The following is a 25,669-nucleotide window of genomic DNA, read 5'->3' on the forward strand; positions in this document are numbered from 1 at the left end:
ATAAAAAAACTAAAAAGTATGTTTACATACTCCCCTAATAAAATAACCAAGGGCTGACTCATGACTACAATCGTAAGTGTTCGCCGTAATGGCCATGTTGTAATTGGTGGTGATGGACAGGCGACGATGGGTAATACCGTCATGAAAGGCAACGTCCGTAAAGTGCGCCGCCTTTATAATGATAAAGTTATTGCGGGCTTTGCAGGCGGTACTGCTGATGCATTTACACTGTTTGAACTTTTTGAACGTAAACTAGAGCTTCACCAAGGACATCTAACCAAAGCCGCTGTTGAACTGGCCAAAGATTGGCGTACTGATCGTATGCTGAGAAAACTTGAAGCGCTTTTAGCTGTTGCAGATGAAAACAGCTCATTGATCATTACAGGTAATGGAGATGTTATTCAACCAGAAAATGATTTGATCGCTATTGGTTCTGGTGGTGCTTATGCACAAGCCGCTGCGCGTGCCCTGTTGGAAAATACAGAAATGAGCGCACGTGATATTACAGAAAAAGCGTTAAATATAGCGAGTGATATCTGTATTTATACCAATCATAATTTTAACTTTGAAGAACTCTCTTCAAAATCTTAAGGATTTAAACATGTCTGAAATGACGCCTCGTGAAATTGTCAGTGAATTGGACAATCATATTATTGGTCAAGACAAAGCAAAACGTTCTGTCGCTATTGCGCTACGTAATCGTTGGCGTCGTATGCAACTTGATGAAGCATTGCGCCAAGAAGTAACACCAAAGAATATTTTGATGATTGGTCCAACAGGTGTTGGTAAAACTGAAATTGCTCGTCGTTTAGCAAAACTGGCTAACGCTCCCTTTATCAAGGTCGAAGCAACAAAATTTACTGAAGTCGGTTATGTAGGTAAAGAGGTTGATTCTATTATCCGTGATTTAACTGACGCTGCTGTAAAAATGGTACGCCTGCAATCTATAGAAAAAAACCGTTACCGTGCCGAGGAACTGGCCGAAGAACGTATTCTTGATGTTTTATTGCCACCAGCTAAAAATAATTGGGGACTACCTGATCCCCATGTAGAACCCTCTATTGCCCGTCAATCGTTCCGCAAAAAACTAAGAGAAGGTGAGCTAGACGATAAAGAAATTGAAATTGAAGTTGCTACTACACCAGTAGGTGTCGAAATTATGGCGCCTCCAGGCATGGAAGAAATGACCAGCCAGTTGCAATCTATGTTTCAAAATCTAGCCGGGCAAAAACATAAACCCCGTAAGATGAAGATCAAAGAAGCCTTCAAAATACTAATAGAAGAAGAAGCAGCAAAACTGGTTAATCCAGAAGAACTAAAACAGCAAGCAATTGATGCGGTTGAACAACACGGCATTGTTTTTATCGATGAAATTGACAAAATCTGCAAACGTGGCGAAACTTCTGGCCCAGATGTGTCTAGAGAAGGGGTACAACGTGATTTGCTACCTTTAGTTGAAGGCTGCACCGTTTCTACTAAACATGGTATGGTAAAAACTGACCACATTCTATTTATCGCCTCTGGCGCATTCCAGGTTGCGAGCCCATCTGATTTGATTCCGGAGTTACAAGGCCGATTACCCATCAGAGTTGAACTCCAAGCGTTGACGGCAGAAGACTTTAACCGTATTTTAACTGAACCAAATGCGTCTTTAACTATACAATATAAAGCATTGATGGCAACCGAAGGTTTAAAAATTGAATTTACGCCAGAAGGTATTGGCAAAATTGCTCAAGCAGCCTGGCAAGTTAATGAAAAAACAGAAAATATTGGTGCTCGTCGCTTACATACCGTTCTTGAGCGATTAATGGAAGATATCTCTTTCGATGCCAGTGAACGCAATGGTCAAGACATTATCATTGATGCTGATTACGTTGCTACGCATCTGGATGAACTCGTTGCAGATGAAGATCTGAGTCGATTTATTTTATAATCTAGCGTCGTTAACTTTGCTGATTATAATCTTGCATGGGGGGCTAAGCCTCCCATTATTTTTATAACGATATACTTGTGGATTAATTACATGAATTTAATCACATCAAGAAACCCTATCCAAATACAAGCGTGGCTGGAAAGTTTACGCCCTAAAACACTTCCCTTAGGTATTGCGCCGATTATAACGGGTTCTGCATTAGCTTATTGGTCTGGCGCTTTTACTCTCTCGATTGGATTATTAGCTCTACTTACTGCGGCTGCACTACAAATTCTATCTAATTTGGCGAATGATTATGGTGATGCGGTTAAAGGCAGTGATACCGAGCAACGATTAGGGCCATTACGAGGTATACAAAAAGGAATTATTAGCCTAGCCGAAATGAAAGTTGCCCTAAAAATCACTATCATTATTTGTTGTTTATTTGGCTTAAGCCTGATCATAGTCGCTGCGAGAACGCCAAAGGATATTATTGGTTTTCTGATACTTGGCGTTATCGCTATAACAGCCGCTATTACTTATACTGTGGGTAAAAAACCCTATGGATATCTGGGACTGGGCGACATTTCAGTGCTGATCTTTTTTGGTTGGTTGAGTGTGATCGGAACTTATTATCTACATACTAACCACTTTACTTTGATGACATTATTGCCAGCAACTGCTTGTGGATTACTGTCAGTAGCTGTACTCAATGTTAATAATATGCGCGATATAGAAAATGATATTAAAGCGGGTAAAAATACCTTAGCGGTTAGATTAGGCGCCAAGGGCGCCCGACAGTATCATGCTGCACTCATCTTAATCGCAATTTTCTGTTTAATACTCTTTAGCCTGCTATATATTCAACACTGGACGGGTTGGTTATTCTTACTCGCTATACCGATGTTATTAAACCATATAAAGAAAGTTATTTATGATACTACAGCTGAGGGTGTGAAACCTTTATTGGAAAATATGGTAAAAGCGGCGTTACTGACCAATATTCTATTTTCTGTTGGACTTATTTTAAATTAATTATTGTCATTTTGATTTTTCTCAGTGTTTTTATGAGCTATGTTTTTGCAAAAAACAACCAGATAGAGATATACTGAACTTCCCGTGTACTTAAATAGACCGAAATCCTATGAAATATGATACTTCCGAGCTGTGTGATATCTACCAAGAAGAGGTCAATGTGGTAGAACCTTTATTCTCAAACTTTGGCGGACGTACTTCATTTAGTGGTCAAATCGTGACAGTCAAATGTTTTGAAGACAATGGCCTCATCTACGATTTACTAGAAGAACCGGGGGAGGGTCGGATCCTATTAGTTGATGGTGGAGGCTCTGTGCGTAAAGCGCTTATTGATGCTGAATTGGCAAAGTTTGCCATGAAAAATCAATGGGAAGGCATTGTCATTTACGGCGCAGTACGTCAGGTTGATGAATTAGCAGAATTAGATATTGGTATTCAAGCCATCGCTGCCATCCCTGTAGGTTGTACCAATGACGGTACCGGAGAAAGTGATGTACGCGTCAATTTTGGCGGCGTTACATTCTTTACAGAAGATTATTTATATGCAGACAATACCGGTATTATTCTTTCCGAGCATCCATTACTTTTAGACGATGAGCCAAATAACGATCAAGATATTGAAGACTAATACCTTGCCAGCTGGAAGCAAAGATTGTTGTATTATTCAATATCTATCGATTAAGTAACAATAAGGGCAACAAAATTTGCCCTCATTGCTATTTTTATCTAATGCAATAAAATATTGGACGATTATTGAACATCTTCCATTCGACCTAATAGACCGCGTAAACGCTCTTGCCAGGCATGCTGTTCTTGTTTTAAATTCTCATTTTCATGAGCTAATGTTCCATGTTTTTCTTTAGCACTCGCGACTTCTTGATACAAATTATTATTTTTCTCTTTAAGTTCATTAACTTCCATCTGTAAAAGCTCAATAGTTTCTAGAGCTTGTTGAACTTTAGCTTCTAATTTTTCAAAAACTTCAAATGACATTCTTTCGTCCCCTTTTTTAGCAATGCTACGATTGTAAGTAGCCTTCTTACGCCTGTCTAGTTGAAAGCTCTCGATAAATGCCGATCTAACCTTAATTATTTCTATTTATCCAACCAATTGCAAAAAAATACATCAAGTACAATGTCAGTTCGATCACTTTATCAGAGCGATTTCGCTCATTTTTTTTTTTTGACGTGATCCAACAATATTTGATCCTTTATTTCCGTTTACGTTCATTTAACGATAAATTGATTCAGAGCTTTCTCAGGAAATAATAAAGAAAGACAAATTTTATTGCTTAGTATTCATACTTTTTGCAGGATAAACATATGAGTAAAACTACTTCACCTACGCTTACAGGTCAATGTATCTCTGAATTTTTAGGTACCGCATTACTTGTATTTTTTGGTTTGGGTTGTGTCGCAGCCACACGCATAGCTGGCGCACAACTAGGTTTATGGGAAATCAGTATGATTTGGGGGTTTGGCGTGGCTCTGGCCGTTTACCTTACGGCAGGTATTTCAGGAGCCCACTTAAATCCGGCTATTACTGTTACTTTTTGGTTATTTGCCCATTTTGATAGAAAAAAAGTACTACCATATATTATTGCACAAATGTTGGGAGGCTTTGTCGCGGCCGCTCTCGTTTATGGGTTGTACTTCGAACTATTTCTAGATTATGAAAAAGTACACCAAATAGTACGTGGTTCACAGGAAAGCTTATTCACCGCGGGCATTTTTTCTACTTACCCGGCAGGGCAAATTAGCGTCCTACAAGCATTTGTGGTTGAAGTTGTTATTGCTATTATTTTGGTTTGTATGATATTAAGTTTAACTGATGATAACAATGGCATACCTCGTGGCCCATTAGCACCGCTACTTATTGGTATTCTAATTGCGGTTATTGGTGGTTCATTTGGCCCACTGACCGGCTTCGCATTAAATCCTGCTCGCGATTTCGGTCCCAAGCTAGTGGCTTATCTCGCTGGTTGGGGTGATATTGCCTTAACCGGTGGACGTAGCTTCCCTTATTTTGTGATCCCTTTAACAGCACCTTTTGTTGGTGCGATTATCGGTGCTTTTGCTTATCGCAAACTGATTGGCTACCATTTACCTGCTATGACAAATCAAAACAAAAAATAAACGCAAAAATAATCAAAAATATATTATGAAGTAAATTGGACAATTATTATGACAACTGAAACACCAACAAAAAAAAAATATGTTATTGCACTTGATCAAGGTACTACTAGTTCGCGCACCATTATCTTTGATCATGAAGCTAATATTATTAATATTTCTCAGCGTGAATTTCCTCAAATTTATCCAAAAAGGTTGGGTAGAACATGACCCAATAAAAATATGGGCCACGCAAAGTGCTACTTTAGCTGAAGCATTAGCAATTTCGGATATCCGCAGTGATGAAATCGCCGGTATTGGCATAACTGATCAACGAGAAACCACCATTGTTTGGGAGAAAGAAACCGGCAAACCCATTTATAATGCCATTGTTTGGCAGTGCCGTCGTACTGCTGATTTCTGTACCGAACTAAAGCGAGATAACCCAGAATTGGAGAAATATATTCGTAAAAATACGGGTCTGGTAGTTGACCCCTATTTCTCCGGCACCAAACTTAAATGGATCTTGGAGAATGTTGATGGAGCCTATGAACAAGCAAAAAATGGTGAGTTACTCTTTGGCACTATCGATACTTGGCTAGTATGGAAAATGACGCAAGGGCGTGTTCATATTACTGATTATACTAATGCATCTCGCACGATGTTATTTAACATTCATGAGTTGGATTAGGATCAAAAAATCCTTGATGCTTTCAATATTCCACGCGCCATACTACCAACAGTCCGCCCATCATCAGAAGTTTATGGACAAACCAACATTGGTGGTAAAGGGGGAACACGTATACCAATAGCTGAAATGGCGGGTGATCAACAAGCTGCTCTTTATGGCCAACTGTGTATCGAGCCGGGCATGGCTAAAAACACCTATGGAACCGGTTGCTTCCTATTAATGAATACTGGTAAAAAAGCCAAAATTTCCGATCATGGTTTATTAACTACCATTGCTTGTGGGCCACATGGTGAAGTGAACTATGCGCTAGAGGGTGCGGTATTCATGGCGGGTGCCTCTATACAATGGTTACGTGATGAACTGAAATTGATTGATGACGCAAACGACTCTGAATATTTTGCTAATAAAGTCAAAAATAATAACGGTGTTTATGTGGTACCTGCGCTAACTGGTTTAGGTGCACCTTATTGGGATCTCTACGCTCGCGGTGCGATTTTTGGCTTAACCCGCGGTGCTAATCGTAACCATATTATTCGTGCAACATTAGAATCTATTGCCTACCAAACTCGTGATGTCCTCGAAGCGATGCAGAAAGATGCTGACACGCGCCTGAGTTCATTACGTGTTGATGGCGGTGCTGTTGCCAATAATTTCTTGATGCAGTTTCAATCTGACATTCTAGGTGCTTACGTAGAACGTCCGATTATTCGTGAAAGTACTGCATTAGGTGCCGCTTTACTTGCCGGACTGGCGGTCGGCTTCTGGCAAAATTTGGATGAAGTTAAAGAAAAAATGCGTATTGAAAAAACCTTCACGCCAGGAATTGAAACCACTGAACGTAACTATAAATATAACGGATGGAAGAAAGCCGTTTCTCGTGCTAAAGATTGGGAAGAACACAATTAATCCCAATTAAGATCGATAAATAATAAAATAGCAGTAAATTATTACTGCTATTTTATATAAAAACATTATCACTTCTATACAAATAATTAATAAAAAATAAAATATATAATTCCTCACTAAGATTAAAAAAAACAAGTTATTTTAATTGTCATTTTTATGCCTATAATATAAAAAATAGCAAGCAGTGATTATTTTTTTAAGGTGTATATTATGAAAAAATAAAATATTAGCCATTCAATTATAATTTTGCCTGCAAATATCTCATCGAATATTGATTTTCGATGTATCTGATTGATTATTAATTAAATAACCCAATAAAATAAATTATGAATAACCATCCTTTTATTACTTCAAAAGACTATAGTCAATTACAGGTCAATATAAAAAATTTATTATTACAAAAAAAAAATCAGTATATAAATTTATCCGGTAATATTTCACTTTGTCGGACTTCATTTAAAAAATTTAATAACAATCCCAATCAATGTAAAAATATCATTTCCACTACATTAGAAAGTGAAATATTCACCACTGGATCACTAACTGTAAACACCCAAACTAATTTGCTTTTTATACAGATTAAATATGGCAATCAATATTATCATGTTAAATATGATCAAAAAGGCAATTGGCAATTAAATCTGCCGTTTATAGAGCAAATAAATCAAGCTACTCCGGTGGAAATAACCGTTTATGGTGAAACAGAAACTCCCTTATGGCATAAAGAATTTACTTTGACCGAATTGAACTACCAGCAAGATCAGATTAAGAGTCGTAATAAAAGGGCATCTCCGACCTTTCCAACAAAAACGTCTTCAATATCATCCAATAATTTTGCTAACCAAAAGTGGCATTTTAAGCAACAAAAAATGATTTTTGCTTATCAAATGCTCAATTTTACCGATCAAGTAGCTAGTCAAGCCAAGGTTTTTTCTATTCGTATGCGAGACAGAGCAGGTAATTTAGCATTAGATCTTGCCTATATGCCACTGCAAAATATTACTTCAGGTACCACACTGGCTGCGGCTATGGAAAAGCATATCAATCGCCATTTACCTGAACAGATGGGTGTGCAAGTGACTTACCATAATCGCCAGTTGATCATTACCGACCCGCAACAACGAACTATTGAAACGTTAGTGTTAGGTAAAACCGCCGCTATCACACCGATTATTTTATCGGAAAAGCTCTTACCCTCTGGCTCTGCGAACTATCGCCTTGCTTACAATACTGCACAACGCCATCGAATAACCCATTTTTCTTTTACTATAAATGGAACTGCGGAAAATGCCCCGCTTTTCTTTACCGATATTAATTTAGAACTTCCTCCTGAATTTGATAATCAACAGCTGGCAGAAATATTAAAAAACAAACTTAACAAACTAATGGCTAGTGATGATATCCAGATCCAATGGAACAGTAACGGTGAATATCTGGCAATCAGTGATCGTCAAGGCCGTCAGATAACCAACTTTGTATTACAAACCCATCGTAGCTATGATCAGTTAATAAAAATGGCCGATATTGCCACCCCTAATAACCATTCTACCCAAGCCAAACTTGGTATTATCCGTGGTCAACTACCAGGATCCATGATCAATGAAGAGTGGTCATGGCAATTACTGGCAGCGCCTCATTTCGGTACAGCACAAATTGATGGCACAACTGGACAATGGGAATATCAACCCGCTGACGATGAGAGTTTTGAGGGGTATGATCAATTTCATCTGCATGCTATCGATAAAGAGGGTAATACCAGCCCTCCTATTGCAGTCATTTTACAACACGATCAGCCACCCATTCCTTTTTTTCCAACCGTTAAAACCTTCATACTCAAAACACCTGATTATCAAGAACCTATCGCTAATCAGCAGCCTATTCCTGCTGATTTTAAGCTAGATGATGTTTTTATTGCACAAACCCATGTTCTTCGTCCTCAAGATCCGTATTTGCAACTTATCCAAAATCGTTGGGCACTAATTAAACTTAATGCCAGTAGCGCCTCTGGCGCGCCAGCGCCAGATTTTACCGCTATCGTTCATGACGCCGACGGTCTCGATTTAGGACGTGTTCTATTAACCGGCGAAAAAAAGTTACCCACCTCGCTTGATTTACCCAGACAGGATCATCTTGCTAGCCAAAGGGGTCATAACGATCAAGACAGTTATATTGCCCCACTCAAAGAAGAATGGATAAAACCGGGAATTTCGATTACTCTGACAGCCAATGGCCAACCCCTTGCTTTACCTCATTACCAGGAAGAAACGTTTGCATTTCAACCTAAAGTTGGTGCTGATCTAAATTTGCCTCTGCGTATCATGCGAATAGCACACCATATTGACAATGACTGGACTATTGATGACCCGATTGATCAATGGGGAAATGCTATAGTCGCTGGACTACCAATCAAACAATTAAACCTTTATTCCTACCCTGGTGTCTCTTTTAACCAATTTGTTTCTTTTAAGGACGGATTTTATGCCGTTTATACCGGCAATAAAACCGAACCAGGCAGTGATCCTCATGCCGGTAATGGCGGATTTAAAGGTGCTATTTCAGCCAGCTATGATTTAGCTTACCGTTTACGGCGAGCTAATGTTGGTAATAATGAAATCAGCTATGTTGCCTTCTTTCCCGATCCTTATGGTGGTTTAGGCGGTGCTCAGCAAGGTGGGGGTAGTGCGAGCGCCGGTGTTTTCATTCATGAAATCGGCCACGCAATGGATCTTCCCCATAACATAAGCGATCCTCACTACCCCTATAAATCAGGCTATCAAGCAAGTTGGAGTTATAATCAAGTGACTCAACAATATTTGCCAAACTTTTCTATTGATAAAAACCATAATTACTACCCTAATACTGATCCAATGAATAGTAGCTTAGGTTCACGATTACCAGGGCAGGTATTTGCCTTCTTTTCTGATTATAATACTTTGAAAAATTATCAATTTGTCAAACAGCAATATCAATGGTATCCCAATCAGATCAGTGGTGAAGATAGTGAAGATGGTGGATTTGCCGGGGATGGTTACTATCAAGTATGGGACGACACTCTTCAGCGATGGGTTACTGTGACACAGGATAATCATAAAAACTATAAATTTAGTGAAGAAACCGTTGCTTATCAGCATAATCAACCCGTTTATTGGCTCACCGGTCATCTGGTACAACAGAATGGACAAACACTAAAACTAAATACAGAACCACACCCACAAAATCAGCTAACGGTTTTTAGCACCCAAGGCAATCTTCCTAAACCCTACCATAATCTACTCACTGGAGAAGGGCGTCCACTACAGCCAAATTATCCCTATGCATTGAAAGTCACTTATGCCACAGAGCAAGGATTATTGACCGAGTTACTGCAAATACCGGCAACTTCAGTACAATCGTTAAGCTTACATATTGCCAATAAAGGGGAACTGGTGCGTTTCGAGATTCTTGAAGCACCCTTAGGCCAATTGAGTGATCGGTCTGTTTATCGTTATATTAATCCTGATGCGCTTGCTAATACACTATTTGATCATCGTAGTGAATTTAGCATTTCACATCCATTGCATTTAATTAGCTACTGGCAAGGTAGAGCAATTAACTGGTCAATCACAACAGGAGATAAATTAATTAATGTAAATGATAAAGTAAAAGTGACACAATATCGTCCGGCCAGTGCATTAAAAGCCGAATGGTTCGAAGGAGAAGTAGGCAAAAAGCAAATTTTTCCGCTGACACTTCCCCGGGAAGATGTTGTTTATTCACATCTTTTTAATACACGTCAGCAACAGACAAAAACTATTGCAACAGAATCATTAACGTTGCCTGAATCTTTTCAACAAGGAACGATTAACTGGCATTCCTCTGATCCTGAAGTTATTAACCATCACGGCCAATTAATTGGCCATGGTGCAACAACCATTACTGCAACCATAACTTATCCATAAGGATTAAGCCAAATTTTTAAACACCACTATCAGGTTCCCAAGCGATCGCAACAGGGTGGATTAAATTTAAGCATTTATGAGCTCAGTCAGCTAGACTTAGGTAACAAAAGCCTGACACAACCCCAATTTGATAAACTATTAAATAAAAAGAATTGGTTAAATAAAGCTCCTCTTTATGCCAAACAGTGGCAAGCAGACTCGCCCAAATATTGGTTGGGAAAAAGAAAGTTTGACCAATTTGATGCCGATTTTAAGTCTAACGTGTTAAATGGCGAACAATTGAAACCCACATTATGGCTTTTTTCTGGCTTTTTGGCGCCAACAGAAACCAAGCATTATTATTTAAGATTTAAAGCTGATGATATAGGGCGGGTTTATATTCAAGACAAAAATCGAACACATACACTCGACTACCGAGATTACCAAACAATTTATCTGGAAGCCGGCAAACATTATTCCATTTGGCTATTCTGGAGCACCAATAGTCACACTGTTGGTGATCAATATTGGGACACTATAGAATTAACCTGGCTGCCAGAAGGAGAAAAAAACTACCAGCCGATACCAAAAGAAAATCTCATTGCGATGCCAATTAATCCATCAGAAAGTTATCCTAGCGATTGGCTACCTAAGCCCTTACAGTTAACTATGGAGCCAGCAGCCACTGTAATAAAACCATCCGATACTTTCACCCCAATCCAATTATTCAATCCCAATCATTCCATTTTAGATATTGAAGAACATATTCTTTATAACGACGATAATAGTCAAACAGCGCTGACAGATATTACCAATAACCAAGAGCAGATGACGGTCACTCCCTCAATTAAACAACAAACCGCTGATAACCGAGAAAACAAAGCAGCAAAATCAATTGATACAGCAGAAAAAGATAGAGCCGTATTAGCTGAATTACTGGCAGATCAGCGCTTCTCTCACAATAAAGAAAAAATAATTACTGCTACATTGCTTAACGAGCGCGTTTCTCACCAACCAAAATCATATTGCCATTGTGTAACAGAAGCCATATTCGATTAATTTTATTCTCTAAATATATTTATTAAATGGGTAATTATTTTTTATCCATTTTATATGCCAGCGGCAACCAACATAATAAAATAAGGATAGACATAACAAACATCAACATCCCCAAACTAAATTGTCCAGTTTGGGGTAAATGTGCCGATAGCCAAGCTGCCACGCCTGAACCCACATTTTGCAAACCGCCAACCAGTGCCCCAGCTGCCCCCGCTAAATAAGGAAAAGGCTCCATGGCTCCGGTAGTTGCTAATGGAAATAACATACCTGCGCCAAAGAAAAAAAGTCCGGCAGGGATCAATAATGACCACACATTCATAAATCCAAACCAACCTGGTAACCACATGATAATTGCCGCAGCAACACAGCAAAATACTGCACGCCACATTAACTGAGAAAAAGTTTTTCCTTCACGTCCGGCATACCAGGCACCTAAAAATGCCGCAGGAATAGGCAAAATAAATAAAATACTGACAGTAATACTATTAAAACCTAATACGCCTCCCAATAATACGCCGCTACTTGATTCAAATACCACAACACCGGCCAATCCGCCAATCAATATTACCAGGTAAGCATCAAAGGTAAGATTTGATAACAATGCATAATAAGCAGAAAGCATATTTCTTTTTTCAGAAGCAGGTGGGCATGTTTCAGGCAACCATTTCCACATACTGATCAAGACAAAACCACCTAACAGACACAGGAAAATATAAGTTGCCTGCCAGCCTAAAAAATAGGCGATCACTCCGCCAATCATAGGTGCCAATAACGGACTTACTAATATTCCCATATTCAATATGCTATTAGCATAACGCAAGGCTGTTCCAATATAGAGATCACGCGGCATGGTTCTTGCCATTACGCCAGCAACACCGATCCCTAAGCCTTGCAGCGCACTTGCGATAATTAAGATCTGCAATGAAGGCGCGAAAATCGCTATTAGGGTGGCGATCAAATAGATAATTAAGCCAACTAAAATAACAGGACGACGACCAATGTGATCGGATATCGGTCCATAAAATAGTTGTGAAAAACCATAAAATAGCAGATAAGCGCCCATTACGCTTTGTACTGCACCGTCAGGTTCACCAAAATAAGCAGCAATTTCTGCAACAACCGGGACATAAATTGTCTGCGTCATCTGGCCGACAGCAATTAAAGCAATAAGCATAAATAGCAAATTGAAGTGTTCTAATTTTCTCATTTTATATAATAATCAATTAATTAAAAAAGTTTACAATAAATTAGGGGATAAAGAAAAACTGCCCCAGCAAATCGATGCGTTAATATCAATTAATCTAACAAATTTAAAAAAAAATTCGAGTTAAGCAATTAAATTATTTACCCACCTTGCCGAATCCCATTGACTTATTTTGTAAAGATAACTGTACAATTTTATATCATAATGAAAGAGACATAATTTAATTAAATAGTTAAAACACATTATCGATAATGGTTTTGCCTAAATTTGACATAATATGACCAAGAATTAATGCTTTATTTGACACATTGGGAGGCCAATAATATGGCAAATTGGGTAACAGGAAAAATTATTAAAAACCACAAATGGACAGACTCATTATTTAGTCTGATCCTCGAAGCGCCAATAAAACCGTTTATTGCTGGACAATTTGCTAAACTTGCGCTGGAAATCAATGGCCAGCGTATCCAACGCGCCTATTCTTATGTTAATGATCCCTTTGATAATCAATTAGAATTCTATCTCGTCACCGTACCAGAAGGGAAACTCAGTCCACATCTTGCCGCATTAAAACCTGGTGATCCCATCTATATCACTGAAGACGCAGCCGGTTTTTTTGTATTAGCAGAACTGCCTGATTGTGAAACCCTATGGATGCTCTCGACAGGTACCGCAATTGGACCTTTCTTATCTATTTTACAATCAGGCGAAAATTTAGCGCGCTTTAATCAAATCATCCTGGTACATGCGGTACGCTACGCTGAAGATCTGAGTTACTTAGCATTAATGCAAACCCTTGAGAAAAAATATCAGGGAAAATTGAAGATCCAAACCATTGTCAGTCGAGAAAACCAAACTGGCTCATTGACTGGTCGTATTCCAGCGCTAATTGAGAGCGGACAGTTAGAACAAGCAGTAAAGGCAAAAATTGATCCCTTAACTAGCCATGTTATGCTTTGTGGTAATCCAAACATGGTTAAAGACACCCAACAGCTGCTAAAAACACAAAGAGGGATGGATAAACATTTACGCCGTAAAGCAGGACAAATTACTAGTGAACAGTATTGGTAAGCAGAAAGTAAACAAATATTAATCAGTTGAAATAGTCAACTTGCTCAGTTTTTTTACCATAACGATTAGCTTTATCTAGACCTTTAAAACTCCCACAATCTAAAAACAATATGATAACAATAAATAAAGGTAGAAATCGTCCAATACCCCACTGCCAAAAGGGTGTTAATAAACTAACATCAATAGAAAATAGCAAAAAAACCAACAATAACAACAACAACCAGCCACCAGATTTACCACGATCATGTAGACGTTTGGTAAAAATCGCCGCCAATGGATAGAGCAACAATATGACTAATAGCAGCAGAATATAAGGAGAAAATGAAAAATAAATTTGTAGACTAGATGTCATAACCATTACTAAAAACCAAATAACGATACCAAACCAAAATGGTTTTCGACCAATCCGTCCTTTAAATGAGAGTGCCCATTGTTGTAATGTCATTTGTTTATCCTAATTAATCTCTTTATGATGAAATTAATACTGACGAGTAACGATGATGAAAACCTACGATCGCAAATTTGAGTTAACATTTGCATTAATCTTTATTGGAGCATTGCCACTTTTCCCTGTGCTGGCAAAAGAATTACCCGTTATGCCAGAAACAGAGGTTTCGGTTGCTTATTTATCACCAGATGCGGCCTTATTCAATGAAACTATTCCCATATTTCGTCAAAAATATAACCAGGATAATCCCAACTATCCAATACATGAATTTAAAGTGATCAAAAGCAAGGATATTAGCTTACCTTATATTCGCGCTGCCAGTCGAATTAACAACAAAATTTACTCCTCCGCTGTACTTGAACGAGGAAGTGAAAAAATTAAAAGTCTACAACTAACCTTACTGCCACCCGATGGTGCTAACAGTTATAAAATTAATCGACAATTGTTCGAACGTTATGTTATGGCAATTATTAATCACTTCGAAAAAACCACTTCGATTAACAACCTATCCCAATTAACCGCTGTATTGGATCGTATGTTAGAGCAACATAATCAGGTGCAAAGTGATGAAACAATAGTAGGCGCTATCCGTTATATTTTAGTAAAAAGTAAAGATAATATGATTACTTTCGCTATTGAGCCGGTTAAGCTCTCACTAAATGATGATAACATCACACATGAATGACAAAAAACAAAGTGAGTTAGTCATAGCATCTTTATACTATCCCTTTGCATAAACGAAATAATGATTGATTGTCTTTATCTCATTAATTAATAAACATTTTTTAGTTGGAGGAAAACATGCGGCATCCATTAGTCATGGGTAACTGGAAACTCAATGGCAGTACAAAAATGGTTAAAGAACTGATTGAAAATTTGCGTAATGAATTAAATAGTGTCACTGGCTGTGATGTCGCAATAGCACCACCAGCGCTTTACCTGGCGCAAGCAGAACAAGCGTTAGCTGGAAGCAAGATAGCACTTGGCGCGCAAGATGTTGACGTTAATCTGTCTGGGGCTTTTACCGGTGATACTTCAGCTGAAATGCTAAAAGATATTGGTGCAAAATATATTATTATCGGTCACTCTGAACGTAGAACTTATCATCAAGAAAGCGATGAGTATATCGCGCGGAAATTTGCCGTATTAAAATCGCAAGGATTAATACCGGTGCTATGCATTGGTGAATCTGAAGAAGAAAACAGCGCCGGCAAAACTGAACAAGTCTGCGCTCGTCAAATCGATGCGGTATTAAATAGCCTAGGTGCTGGCGCATTTGAAAATAGTGTTATTGCATATGAACCGATTTGGGCGATTGGTACCGGCAAATCAGCTACTCCAGCCCAGGCACAAGCGGTGCATAAATTTATTCGTGACCATATTGCCAAGCAAGATCGCGCCATTGCCGAACAAGTCATTATTCAGTATGGCGGTTCAGTGAATGCCAACAATGCTGCCGAGCTTTTCAGTCAACCCGATATTGATGGCGCATTAGTGGGCGGAGCATCGCTGAAAGCCGATGCTTTTACTACTATTGTCAAGGCTGCTGCCGTCGCAAAAAAAACCAACTAACATATTGATATTATTAAAATAATTTAAAATTAACCTGCAATACAATCCCGGTTCTAACTGTGTATTTATAGAACCGGGCAAGTAATTATCGATAAATCCCATACCCTTAAATTTATCTTACCCAATGTCTAATTTGAACTAATAACCAAAAGGTTTATGCAGCAAAATATTTAGCGCATAAACCTTTTTAGGATAACGTAAATTTATCTAATTCTACTAATATTCACTAAATCGGATCCAAGGGTTAATTTGCTTCCTTTAAAGATCGCTAATACAGGTAAAGAATAACTCTTCACTTTCAGCATTAGTACCGATAAAACCACTCACCATGCCGACACTGTCAACACTACTACCCGATTTTGTCGATGTCCAATACATGTGATTATTCCAACCATAAAAACTGGTATTGCCCCATTCACTCCATAATGATCCAATTCCATATTTAAATCTGCCAATACTAATCTGTTTAACTGTTGGCAACCTCGTGTTCCCAGTTTGTCTACTGCACCAGTTAGTTGCCCTATTCCAATTCATTTGCTCACCACTATACACATACCATTTTTGCAGCGTAAATTTATATTCAACAGGATCACCACCGGTATTATGAACCGCCGTTATTGTCACCGATTTTTTGTTACTAGCTGGTCTATCTTTAAAAACAACCTCTCCATTATGGACTGATACCCAATCTTCACTACTGCGCCACTGAAATTCTGAAGCAGGAACGCCATTAGTATTGATGATAAATTTAGCACCACTAAAACCGGTTGTCGGGAATCCATCATCTATCTTGAAATTATGTCCATTGACTCTGAGGTTACTAAAAGAAACCTGGATAAAATTGACTGTCAGTTCCGCAGCCTGTTTTGCCGTACTACCATAGTGCGCGCTGACAGTGATATCATCCACCGCAGTTTTGGTACTTTTCAGTTTAATAGTTGCTTGCCCAGTAGCATCAGTTTTACTCCTTTCCGGTAAGATGACTGCATTATTATTTTTGTCCTGTTGCCAATTTATATATAAATTTGGCACTTTAACTGGGTTATTATGTTGATCAATCAACTGGGCTGTAAAAGTAAAATCATTGTTGCCATCAGCGACTTTACGAACGATTGAATCGACTAATGCCACACTCCCCACTCTGGCCGTAGCAATATCGGCAATAAAGTTAATGGCCTTGTTTGCATCCACTTTAGGCGCGGTACCATATTGGCCGCTGACAACCACGTTAGCCACCGCTTTAGTGGTACTGATGAGTTCTATAGTCGCAAACCCGTTTTTATCTGTTGGACTTGATTCTGCCGACAGTTGAACATCTTTGGCTTTTTCATCCTCCAGCGACCAACTGATATCCTGACCCGCTTCCTTGATAGGATTATCATATCTATCAACTAATTGTGCCTTAAAGATAAAGCGATTATTACCATCGGCGACTTTATCAGTTTCCGTACCATCCAATGTGACTTCTTTTATCTTAGCGGTGTTAATATCAGCAATAAAATTCACTGCGTCGGATTTTTTCTCCCCACTGGAGCCATATTCCGCATAGATCACCACGTTATCCACGGCTTTTTGGCTACTTTGCAGAATAACCGTAGCACGGCCATCTTTATCCGTTTTACTGGTTGCCGGTAAGTTGACACTAGCTCCACTATCTTGTCGCCATTTGATGACTAATTCTGCTTGCTTAACCGGATTACCATTATGGTCAACTAACTGGGTGCTAAATTCAAAGCCGCTCTTACCATCGGCGATCTTCTTATTTTCAGCATCATTTAAGGTGATCTTGCCCACTCTAGCCGTCTTAACATCACCAATAAAATTCACATTTTTATCGGCTCGTTTCTGTGGCGGTACCCTATATTTTGCATAAACAATAATATCATCGACCGCAATCTTACTACTATGCAAGGTAACCGTCGCAATGCCTCTATCATTGGTTGGAGTTGATTCAGCGGATAAAGTGATTTGTTGCTCTTTATTGTGTGACCATTCCACTTTCAGACCCGCTTTATTGATCGGATGGCCATATTTATCGACTAATTGAGCATTAAAGGTAAAGTGATTGTTGCCATCAGCGACTTTGCTAACTTCACTATCAACTAATGTCACATCCCCCACTTGAGCGGTATTGGTATCAGCATAAAACTCAACTTCCTGCGCATTGACTGCCGCTGAAGCGCCATACCTTGCATTGACAATAATATTATTCACCGCAGTGGTGGTACTGTGTAATGTGATGGTCGCACGACCATTTTCATCCGTTTGACTGGTTGCTGCCGACAATTTTACTTCATCATTCTTATTGTGCGCCCAGTTGACTGTCCGTTGTCTGACTGGATTATCATTGCCATCTAATAGCAAGGCAGTAAATGTGAATTTGTTATGACCATTGGCTAATTTACTGTTGTTTTTATCATTAAGGGTCACGCTCTTCACTCTGATTGAATTTTCATCAGCAACAAAAGCCACTTGACGATCGGCATCGACTCTCTTGGTTGAACCAAATCTTGCACTAACAACAACGCTCTCTATCGCTGCGGTCGTACTATATAACGCAATAGAAGCTCGCCCGTTTTCATCGGTTTGACTTTTTGCCGCTAATTTAACTTCATTACCTTTATTATGTGACCAATTAACCTCTAAACCTTTTTGCTTGATGGGATTACCGTTACCATCAACTAATTGGGCGCTAAAGGTAAAGAAGCTATTATTATCAGCTATTTTTTGGCTCTCACTATCTTCTAAAGTAACGCTATCAACTTTAGCGGTAGCCAAAATGTAAATAAAGTTTACGGCTTTATTGGCCGCGACTTTATTAGCGGGGTTATTATAATTGGCACTAACCCTAACATCATCCACTACAACCTTACTGGTCAAAGTAATCGTCGCGCGTCCATTCTCATCCGTTTGGCTCTGTTCTGCCGATAGGATAGCGGTATTACCTTTATCATGTGACCAATTAACATTAATATTGGGTACTGGATTATTAAATTGATCGGTCACTAATGCCTCGAAAGTAAATCGACTTATACCATCAGCCGCTTTATTGGTCTCATTACCGCTCAATGTAACACTTGCTACTTTTGCCGTGGCGATATCAGGTGCAAAACTAACTGGGATGGCATTTCTATTACCATTTTTCATCGCTGCGGTTAATGTACCGGTGCCAACGACCTTACTGGTAATTTTAACCTTAGCTTTACCCTCGTTATCTGTGATCACTGTCTGACTATCAGCACGCTTGCCATCCATATTAAACAGTGATACTCCACTAGACTGGAATCCATCAATGGTAAACGTAATTGCTCTACCGACCAGTACTTCATTTTTTTTATTCTGGACTAATGCAGTAGCAACGTAAGCATCGCTATTATTCGCTACCAGGGTACTATTTGGCGTTAATGTTATGGAGCGGATCGTATCTTGTGATGGTGAGACATTAATCACCATCACTGCGGTATTAGATTGATTACCTTCATTATCAACAGCCACTGCTGAGATACGGTATGATTGAGTGGCTTTAGACTGTTTTTGGAAAATATAAGCGGGCAAGGTTAAATTAATTGAGGTCGGTGACATAGCTTGAATGCTACCACCTTGAACAATTAATTCTGGCGCTGTCCAGCTAACTTGTTTTAAGCCATATTTGGCTTTATTAACCGTGACCGTTATCGGTATGGTTTGTGCCGCCTCACCGTTAGTGCTTTCTGGCAAAGAAATAGATAAAAGTTCTTGCTTACGATATTGCATGACAATATTGTAATTACGATCGACAAAATCATAACGGTTACCAGCTAAACTACGCATTAAATCTACATTATCGGGATCAAGCTGTTCCGCCAGCAAGACACCAAACCGATATGCTAACTCCATACCAATGCTACTTTCCTTAGTATCGCCACGGGAAATTTGGCTTTTAAAAGTCAATAATGGGAAAGGAGTATAACTTAAGCCAAAGGTGGTAGCAGAAGGATTATCTATCAAATCACTACTTGAGAGACCATTATTAAGGCTAATCCCATCACCATAATACTTTTCATATTTAGCATAAGCGCCTAAATGCGGATAGCTGGGTAAAAATCCTTCCGCACGCAGATCGAACCCATTGGCTGGACGCTCATCATAATCCCGCATCTCATGTAGACGTGATTGATGCCAGTCAGTTAAACGAAAATAACCATTAACAGCCAGTTTAAGGTAATCGGCCCATAATTCACCGCCAACCCCAAAACGAGAGTTATTACCAGTAATATCATAATCATAAAAACTGTTGATGCCCCACATCCAGGCATCCTGATATTGACGATAACCCACACCTAAGTTAGTTGTGTTGCGATGTTCATTTGCTCTAATACCAATTTGACTGAATAACAAACTATTTGGTTTCTCCAGCACCGGTACTAATAAATCGACATCACCGGTTTTATTACTATTAATTTGTACTCGAGCATTACCAAACTGACTTAACCAATCATGGATTTTTTGATTTACCAGGTTTTCACCAATACTACGCGCATACCCCATATATGCCTTGATGGCGTTATCCGTTGACAAGGTTTGGGCTAATTGAGCAATATTTTGTGCCATTTGTTGTTCGCTTGAAACAACCGTTTGCGACTTAGGCTCGTTATCATTGATGCCTAAGGTCGGTAATGTATTAAAAATAGCATCCTGCTTGCTATTTTTAGCCGGGTGAATGGGTGCTACTGATTGTTGGGAAGAAAAGTGTGCCTCTAACATGGTTAATGCCGAATCAGAGGGTGGACCTGACACAGATGTTTTTACTGCCGCATTATTTTTATTCGATTCTGCCTGCTCTTTATTGACAGCAGGTGTATCCTTGGTCAATGGGCTTTGCATTAGGTTATTCAAGCCATTGATAGTGTCCATCATCGAATTATTTGAGCTACTATTTTGCGCCGCTTTTGCTATTGATGAAGAGGCAACGAAAACCGGCAAAAACAATTGTATAAACAGTAATAGATAGGCGATTATCCGTTTCGTTTTTGTAAAATAACAATTAGCATTACGTTGCATGGATTTCTTCCCTAATAATATATAAATCCTACTACCAATAAATCAAAAAATTATTCCGCCAAAAAAGCCATTTATTGGAATGATTTCTGTTTCGCTAACAAGTTATAGAATTCAATTAAACAAACTTATCATTACACTTTATCTTCCCGTCGTATCAAGACGGGAATTTCTCTCATTTTTAAAGACAGTTAGATACCATTAATACAAACGACCTCTTGCAGCTGATTGGTATAATTATCACTAGCAAAACCATCATCTAATTTGACTATTTTGTAGCGTTCATTAGTGACTTTGTTATTAGTCCAATAGTAATCATCTCTGATATCGTAATGACTGAATTTACCCCATTCACTCCATATTGAGCCTACTGCACGTTTTCCTTTGCCTTGACTAAGTTGTGCAACGGTTGGCATAGCACCACCATTATTTGCACACCAGCGTTGAGCTTCATCCCATTTTTTCTCGTCAGAAAAAATAAACCAATTATTTAGACTAAAGGTATATTCAATCGGATCACCACCCGTTTCATGTCTTGCTGTAATGATGACTTTTTTACTTGTCCCATTCTCCGTAAACGTTACCAGCCCGTTGTCAACTGAAACCCAACCTTGATTGCTTTGCCACTTGAATTCTGAAGCCGGGGCCCCTTGCGTCTCAATGGTAAATTTAGCACCGCGGAAGCCAGTGGTTGGGAATTGAGCGCTGGTTGGGAAATTATGGCCATTAACAATTAAACGGCTAAAAGAGACGGTTATAAAACTGACAGGTTTATCTGCGCGTTGTGGTCTTGAACTAGCATAATGAGCACTAACAATCACATTAGCTACTGCAACGTCCTTACTCTCTAAAGTGATAGAAGTAAGTCCATCGGCATCTGTTTTACTGATATCAATATTATCCTTAAAGCGAACATTGCTACCTTGATTAGTCGACCAGTTAATCGATAGGTTTTCTTCTCTGATCGGGTTGCCATTAACATCAACCAATGCCGCGGTAAAGACAAAGTTATTACTAGGATGAGCAACTTTACGGTCTATCTTACCTTGTAACTTGACATTTCTAACTTCAGCGGTCGCTATATTGGCAATAAAACTCACTTTATCTTTTGCCGTTTTTTTATCGCCACTACCAAGTTTGGCGGAAACTTCAATATCATCAATCGCCATGGTTGTGCTTTGCAATTCAACCGTAGCAATACCATTTTTATCTGTTTTGCTGGTTGGATTTAATTGGGCTTTACCTGGCTTATCATGGGCCCAATAGACTATCAGGTCAGATTTTTTGATTGGATTGTCATTTACATCAAACAGTTGGACGTTAAAAATAAATTTCTCTTTACCATCGGCAATTTTACGCGTTTCCTGCCCAACTAGCTTAACCTCACCTAACTTAGCCAAATCTTTATTAGCGATAAAACTGACGGTTTTATCGGCTGATTGGCTAGCCGTACCGGCATAACTGGCACTAACTTGAACTGCATCCACCGCTTTTGTTGTGCTATATAGTGTAACAGTAGTGATACCATTTTCGTCGGTTAGGCTGTGGTCAGCTAACTTAACTTGATCGCCTTTATCATGTGTCCAATTAATTGGCAAACCGCTTTTCTTAATGGCGTTATTATTGTTATCAATCAGTTGTGCGGTAAAGGTAAAGGAGGTATTACCATCAGCAATTTTAGTGCGTTCTATACCGTTTAGCAGCACACTACCAATATGCGCTTGGCTTTCATTGGCAATAAAACTCACTTTCTTATTGGCATTTATTTCTTCTAAGCTACCCGAGCTAGCACTAATCTGTACATCATCGACGGCCTTAGTTGTACTTTGCAGTGTAACAGTAGCTATTCCCTGTTCATTGGTTTCGCTAGTATCTCGTAATAACTTAACGTCATCTTTATCACGGAACCAATTAACGATGATCCCGGCTTCTTTAACGGCTTGACCCTTGCTATCAACAAGCTGAGCGGCAAAAGTAAAGCTCTGATTACCATCAGCTACTTTTACATTGACAGGATCTTGTAACTGCACAGTACCGACTGTAACGACACCTTCTTCAGCGATAAAATTGACCTTTTTATCCGCTTCTATCCTTGCTGTCGCCGCAAAATTTGCACTGACCACTATCTGATTGACTGGGGTAGTCGTACTTTTTAGTTCAATGGTGGCAATACCATTATTATCTGTGGGACTAGTTGCAGCTGATAATAGAACCTCTTTAGGATCTTTGTCATGTGACCAATTAACCATTAAGCCACTTTTTCTGATTTGATTACCATTACCATCAACCAGTTTGGCGCTAAAAGTAAAAGAACTCTTGCCATCAGCAACTTTATCTGTTGCTCGACCATGCAATGAAACCTCACTAACCTTAGCTGTGTGTTCATCAGCGACAAAACTAACCACTCTATCGGCTGTCATCTCAAGCGTGTTGGCATATTTGGCGCTGACTTCCACATTATCGACGGCAATCAAGGTACTACGCAGCGTGATAATCGCCCGTCCATTGGCATCTGTTTTACTTTTATCGTTTAATAAAGTGACCTTATCTTGCTGATTAGTTGACCAAGTAACATCAACATTTGGCAGCGGATTATTAAACTGATCAACCACAAATGCTTCATAGCTAAAGCTATCGACGCCATTGGCTACCTTACTGTTTTTCTTATCAATCAGGGTAACATTTCTCACTTTGGCGGTAGTAGCATCAGGTGTAAATTGGATAGAAACGGTCTTTTTCTTACCATTTGCCATGGTAGCAATCAATTCTCCCTGACCGGCCAAGTCACTTTTAACTTTTATATTGATTTTACCCTCGGGATCTGTGGTCTCAGTTAAAGGATTGCCCATACGGTGGCCATCTTCGCTAAGCATGACAACCCCGGCATTTCCGCCTTTATTTTTTGCTGCCAGCGTACTGGCGCTTTTGCTAAAACCAGTAACGGAAAATGTCACTTGTTTGTCGGCGAGTGGTACCCCTTTGTCATTTTGTAGTTGCACTTTAGCTAAATAAGTTTGGTTACCATCTGCGGGTATTGGCGTCGGATTTTCTAAACTAAAATAAGCAAAACCATCCTTGGACTGAGTAACATTGATCACCATAATGGCAGCTTTAGATTTATTACCTTCATTATCAACACCAACAGCGGATAAGGTATAAGCTTTACTACCTTGGTTATCTTCATCGTATGAGGGTAACACTAGGTTAATGGTAGTGGCTGATGTCTCCTTGATCTTGCCACCTTTTGCTAATAATTCCGGGGCACTCCATAAAATTTTATTAAGTCCGTATTTGGCTTTTTGTACCGTTGCTTTTATTGCTATGGTTTGGGCAGCTTCAGCCGTCGCACTGTCTGGTAGAGAAATGGCTAATATTTCCTGTTTACGGTACTGCATAACGATATTGTAATTACGATCAACAAAATCATAACGATTGCCCGCTAAACTACGCATTAAATCTACATTATCCGGATTTAACTGTGCAGCCAGTGGGATACCAAATCGATAAGCAAACTCCACACCAATCAGACTATCGTTGGAATCTCCCTGAGAAACTTGAGTTTTCAATGTTAATAACGGGAAAGGGGTATAACTTAAACCAAAAGTTGTAGCAGAAGGATTATCTTTTAAATCTTTAGCTGTTGGATTATGGCTAAGGCTAACGCCATCACCAAAGTATTGTTCATATTTAGCGTAAGCCCCTAAATGAGGATAACTGGGTAGATAACCTTCAGCGCGTATATCAAATCCATTGGCCGGCCGCTCATCATAATCACGCATCTCATGCAGGAACGACTGATGCCAGTCTGTTAAACGGAAATAACCATTTACCGCCAATTTCAAATAATAGGCCCACAACTCACCACCTACACCAAAACGGGCATTTCCTCCGCTAATATCATAATCGTAAAAACTGTTAATGCCCCACATCCAGTTTTGCTGATATTGGCGATAACCTAATCCTAGGTTGGTGGTACTGCGTTGTTCATTAGCTCTAATACCAATTTGGCTAAACAATAAGCTGTTTGGTTTATCAATTAGTGGTAAGAGTAAATCAGCGTCACCGGTTTTATTTGAACTAATTTGCACGCGTGCTTTACCATATTGATTTAACCAATCACTAATTTTCTGATTTAAAAGGCCTTCGCCGCGATTACGCGCATAATTGATGGCTGCTTCTGTGGCATTATTATTGGCCAGCCCTTGCGCTATTTGGGTTGCACCTTGCACAAATTGTTTTTCAGCTGACTCGACTTGTTTAGCCTGAGGCGTCTCTTTTATACCTAATGTTGGTAATGCCTGATAATGATCAATTGACGGTTTGTTGTTATTTGTGGTTGATGCCGACATCGATGATCTATTATCGGCTAAGGTATGAATATTCCAATTTGATGCCGCCGCTGCTGATCGACGCGATGAAGAAGCTGGCTCTGAAGCGGAATATTTTAAAACAGAGTTATTATTCATCAACGCATCAATACCATTGATTGTTTCCAGCATTTGATTGCTAGTAACATCATCCTGCGCTGCTTTAGCGACAGATGAAAAAGTAACAAAAATAGGTAACAATAATTGTATAAATAACAATATATATGCAGTTAGCTGTTTTGTTTTCGAATAGTAACGATTAGCAATGCATTGCATAAATAATTTCCCTATCTAAATAATATAAAAATCCTGCTACTATTTTTTGCATAAAATAAAAAA

The 25,669-nt window shown here is 39.1% G+C and carries 15 protein-coding genes and 1 pseudogene; 11 read left to right on the plus strand and 5 right to left on the minus strand.

Going from position 1 to position 25,669, the window contains the following annotated elements; translation table 11 throughout:
* The first annotated feature begins 60 nt into the window (after positions 1-60).
* The 4 genes from hslV (at position 61) to rraA (ending at position 3,575) form a co-directional block, all read left to right on the plus strand.
* Complete coding sequence (hslV, locus tag LDL57_RS15220) at positions 61-591, plus strand: ATP-dependent protease subunit HslV (protein ID WP_180559040.1); 531 nt, start codon at positions 61-63, stop codon at positions 589-591.
* A gap of 10 nt (positions 592-601) precedes the next feature.
* Complete coding sequence (hslU, locus tag LDL57_RS15225) at positions 602-1,933, plus strand: ATP-dependent protease ATPase subunit HslU (RefSeq protein ID WP_225506602.1); 1,332 nt, start codon at positions 602-604, stop codon at positions 1,931-1,933.
* Between the two features lie 90 nt (positions 1,934-2,023).
* Entirely contained in the window at positions 2,024-2,947 is a 924-nt protein-coding gene (locus tag LDL57_RS15230; protein WP_180559042.1) for a 1,4-dihydroxy-2-naphthoate polyprenyltransferase, read from the plus strand.
* A gap of 109 nt (positions 2,948-3,056) precedes the next feature.
* Positions 3,057-3,575 (plus strand): ribonuclease E activity regulator RraA, encoded by a 519-nt coding sequence (rraA, locus tag LDL57_RS15235; RefSeq protein WP_180559043.1) that lies wholly within the window; start codon positions 3,057-3,059, stop codon positions 3,573-3,575.
* A gap of 122 nt (positions 3,576-3,697) precedes the next feature.
* On the opposite strand, the gene zapB is transcribed toward rraA, so the two are convergent.
* Positions 3,698-3,940, minus strand: coding sequence for a cell division protein ZapB (zapB, locus tag LDL57_RS15240; protein WP_180559044.1), 243 nt, complete (start codon positions 3,938-3,940; stop codon positions 3,698-3,700).
* Between the two features lie 329 nt (positions 3,941-4,269).
* Between zapB and LDL57_RS15245 the strand changes: the two genes are divergently transcribed.
* From LDL57_RS15245 to LDL57_RS15260, 4 genes and pseudogenes are all read left to right on the plus strand, one after another.
* A complete protein-coding gene (locus LDL57_RS15245) occupies positions 4,270-5,082 on the plus strand; it encodes an MIP/aquaporin family protein (RefSeq protein WP_180559045.1) in 813 nt (270 codons plus the stop codon).
* A gap of 48 nt (positions 5,083-5,130) precedes the next feature.
* Positions 5,131-6,655: pseudogene (glpK, locus tag LDL57_RS15250) on the plus strand (glycerol kinase GlpK).
* A gap of 326 nt (positions 6,656-6,981) precedes the next feature.
* A complete protein-coding gene (locus tag LDL57_RS15255) occupies positions 6,982-10,593 on the plus strand; it encodes a M66 family metalloprotease (RefSeq protein WP_225506612.1) in 3,612 nt (1,203 codons plus the stop codon).
* A gap of 279 nt (positions 10,594-10,872) precedes the next feature.
* On the plus strand, positions 10,873-11,631 hold the full coding sequence (locus LDL57_RS15260) for a PA14 domain-containing protein (protein ID WP_180559048.1): 759 nt from the start codon (positions 10,873-10,875) through the stop codon (positions 11,629-11,631).
* Between the two features lie 34 nt (positions 11,632-11,665).
* Here the strand turns inward: LDL57_RS15260 and emrD are convergent, their stop codons facing one another.
* Positions 11,666-12,838 carry a multidrug efflux MFS transporter EmrD gene (emrD, locus tag LDL57_RS15265; RefSeq protein ID WP_180559049.1) on the minus strand — a complete coding sequence of 391 codons (1,173 nt, stop codon included), beginning with the start codon at positions 12,836-12,838 and terminating at the stop codon, positions 11,666-11,668.
* Between the two features lie 321 nt (positions 12,839-13,159).
* Between emrD and fpr the strand changes: the two genes are divergently transcribed.
* On the plus strand, positions 13,160-13,906 hold the full coding sequence (gene fpr / locus LDL57_RS15270; RefSeq protein WP_180559050.1) for a ferredoxin--NADP(+) reductase: 747 nt from the start codon (positions 13,160-13,162) through the stop codon (positions 13,904-13,906).
* Positions 13,907-13,928: 22 nt separating this feature from the next.
* Here fpr and LDL57_RS15275 read toward each other — a convergent pair whose 3' ends face one another.
* Complete coding sequence (locus LDL57_RS15275; protein WP_180559051.1) at positions 13,929-14,351, minus strand: DUF805 domain-containing protein; 423 nt, start codon at positions 14,349-14,351, stop codon at positions 13,929-13,931.
* Positions 14,352-14,403: 52 nt separating this feature from the next.
* Here LDL57_RS15275 and LDL57_RS15280 point away from each other — a divergent pair, with 52 nt between their 5' ends.
* Together LDL57_RS15280 and tpiA are read left to right on the plus strand one after the other, a co-directional pair.
* Positions 14,404-15,039 carry a DUF1454 family protein gene (locus LDL57_RS15280; protein ID WP_225506614.1) on the plus strand — a complete coding sequence of 212 codons (636 nt, stop codon included), beginning with the start codon at positions 14,404-14,406 and terminating at the stop codon, positions 15,037-15,039.
* A 116-nt stretch (positions 15,040-15,155) separates the two neighbouring features.
* Positions 15,156-15,926 (plus strand): triose-phosphate isomerase, encoded by a 771-nt coding sequence (gene tpiA / locus LDL57_RS15285; RefSeq protein ID WP_225506617.1) that lies wholly within the window; start codon positions 15,156-15,158, stop codon positions 15,924-15,926.
* Positions 15,927-16,184: 258 nt separating this feature from the next.
* Here tpiA and LDL57_RS15290 read toward each other — a convergent pair whose 3' ends face one another.
* Positions 16,185-20,966 carry an Ig-like domain-containing protein gene (locus LDL57_RS15290; RefSeq protein WP_180559053.1) on the minus strand — a complete coding sequence of 1,594 codons (4,782 nt, stop codon included), beginning with the start codon at positions 20,964-20,966 and terminating at the stop codon, positions 16,185-16,187.
* Between the two features lie 188 nt (positions 20,967-21,154).
* A complete protein-coding gene (locus LDL57_RS15295) occupies positions 21,155-25,606 on the minus strand; it encodes an inverse autotransporter beta domain-containing protein (RefSeq protein ID WP_225506627.1) in 4,452 nt (1,483 codons plus the stop codon).
* Positions 25,607-25,669 lie beyond the last annotated feature (63 nt).

The sequence above is a fragment of the Arsenophonus apicola genome (assembly GCF_020268605.1).
Taxonomy (GTDB): Bacteria; Pseudomonadota; Gammaproteobacteria; order Enterobacterales; family Enterobacteriaceae; genus Arsenophonus; species Arsenophonus apicola.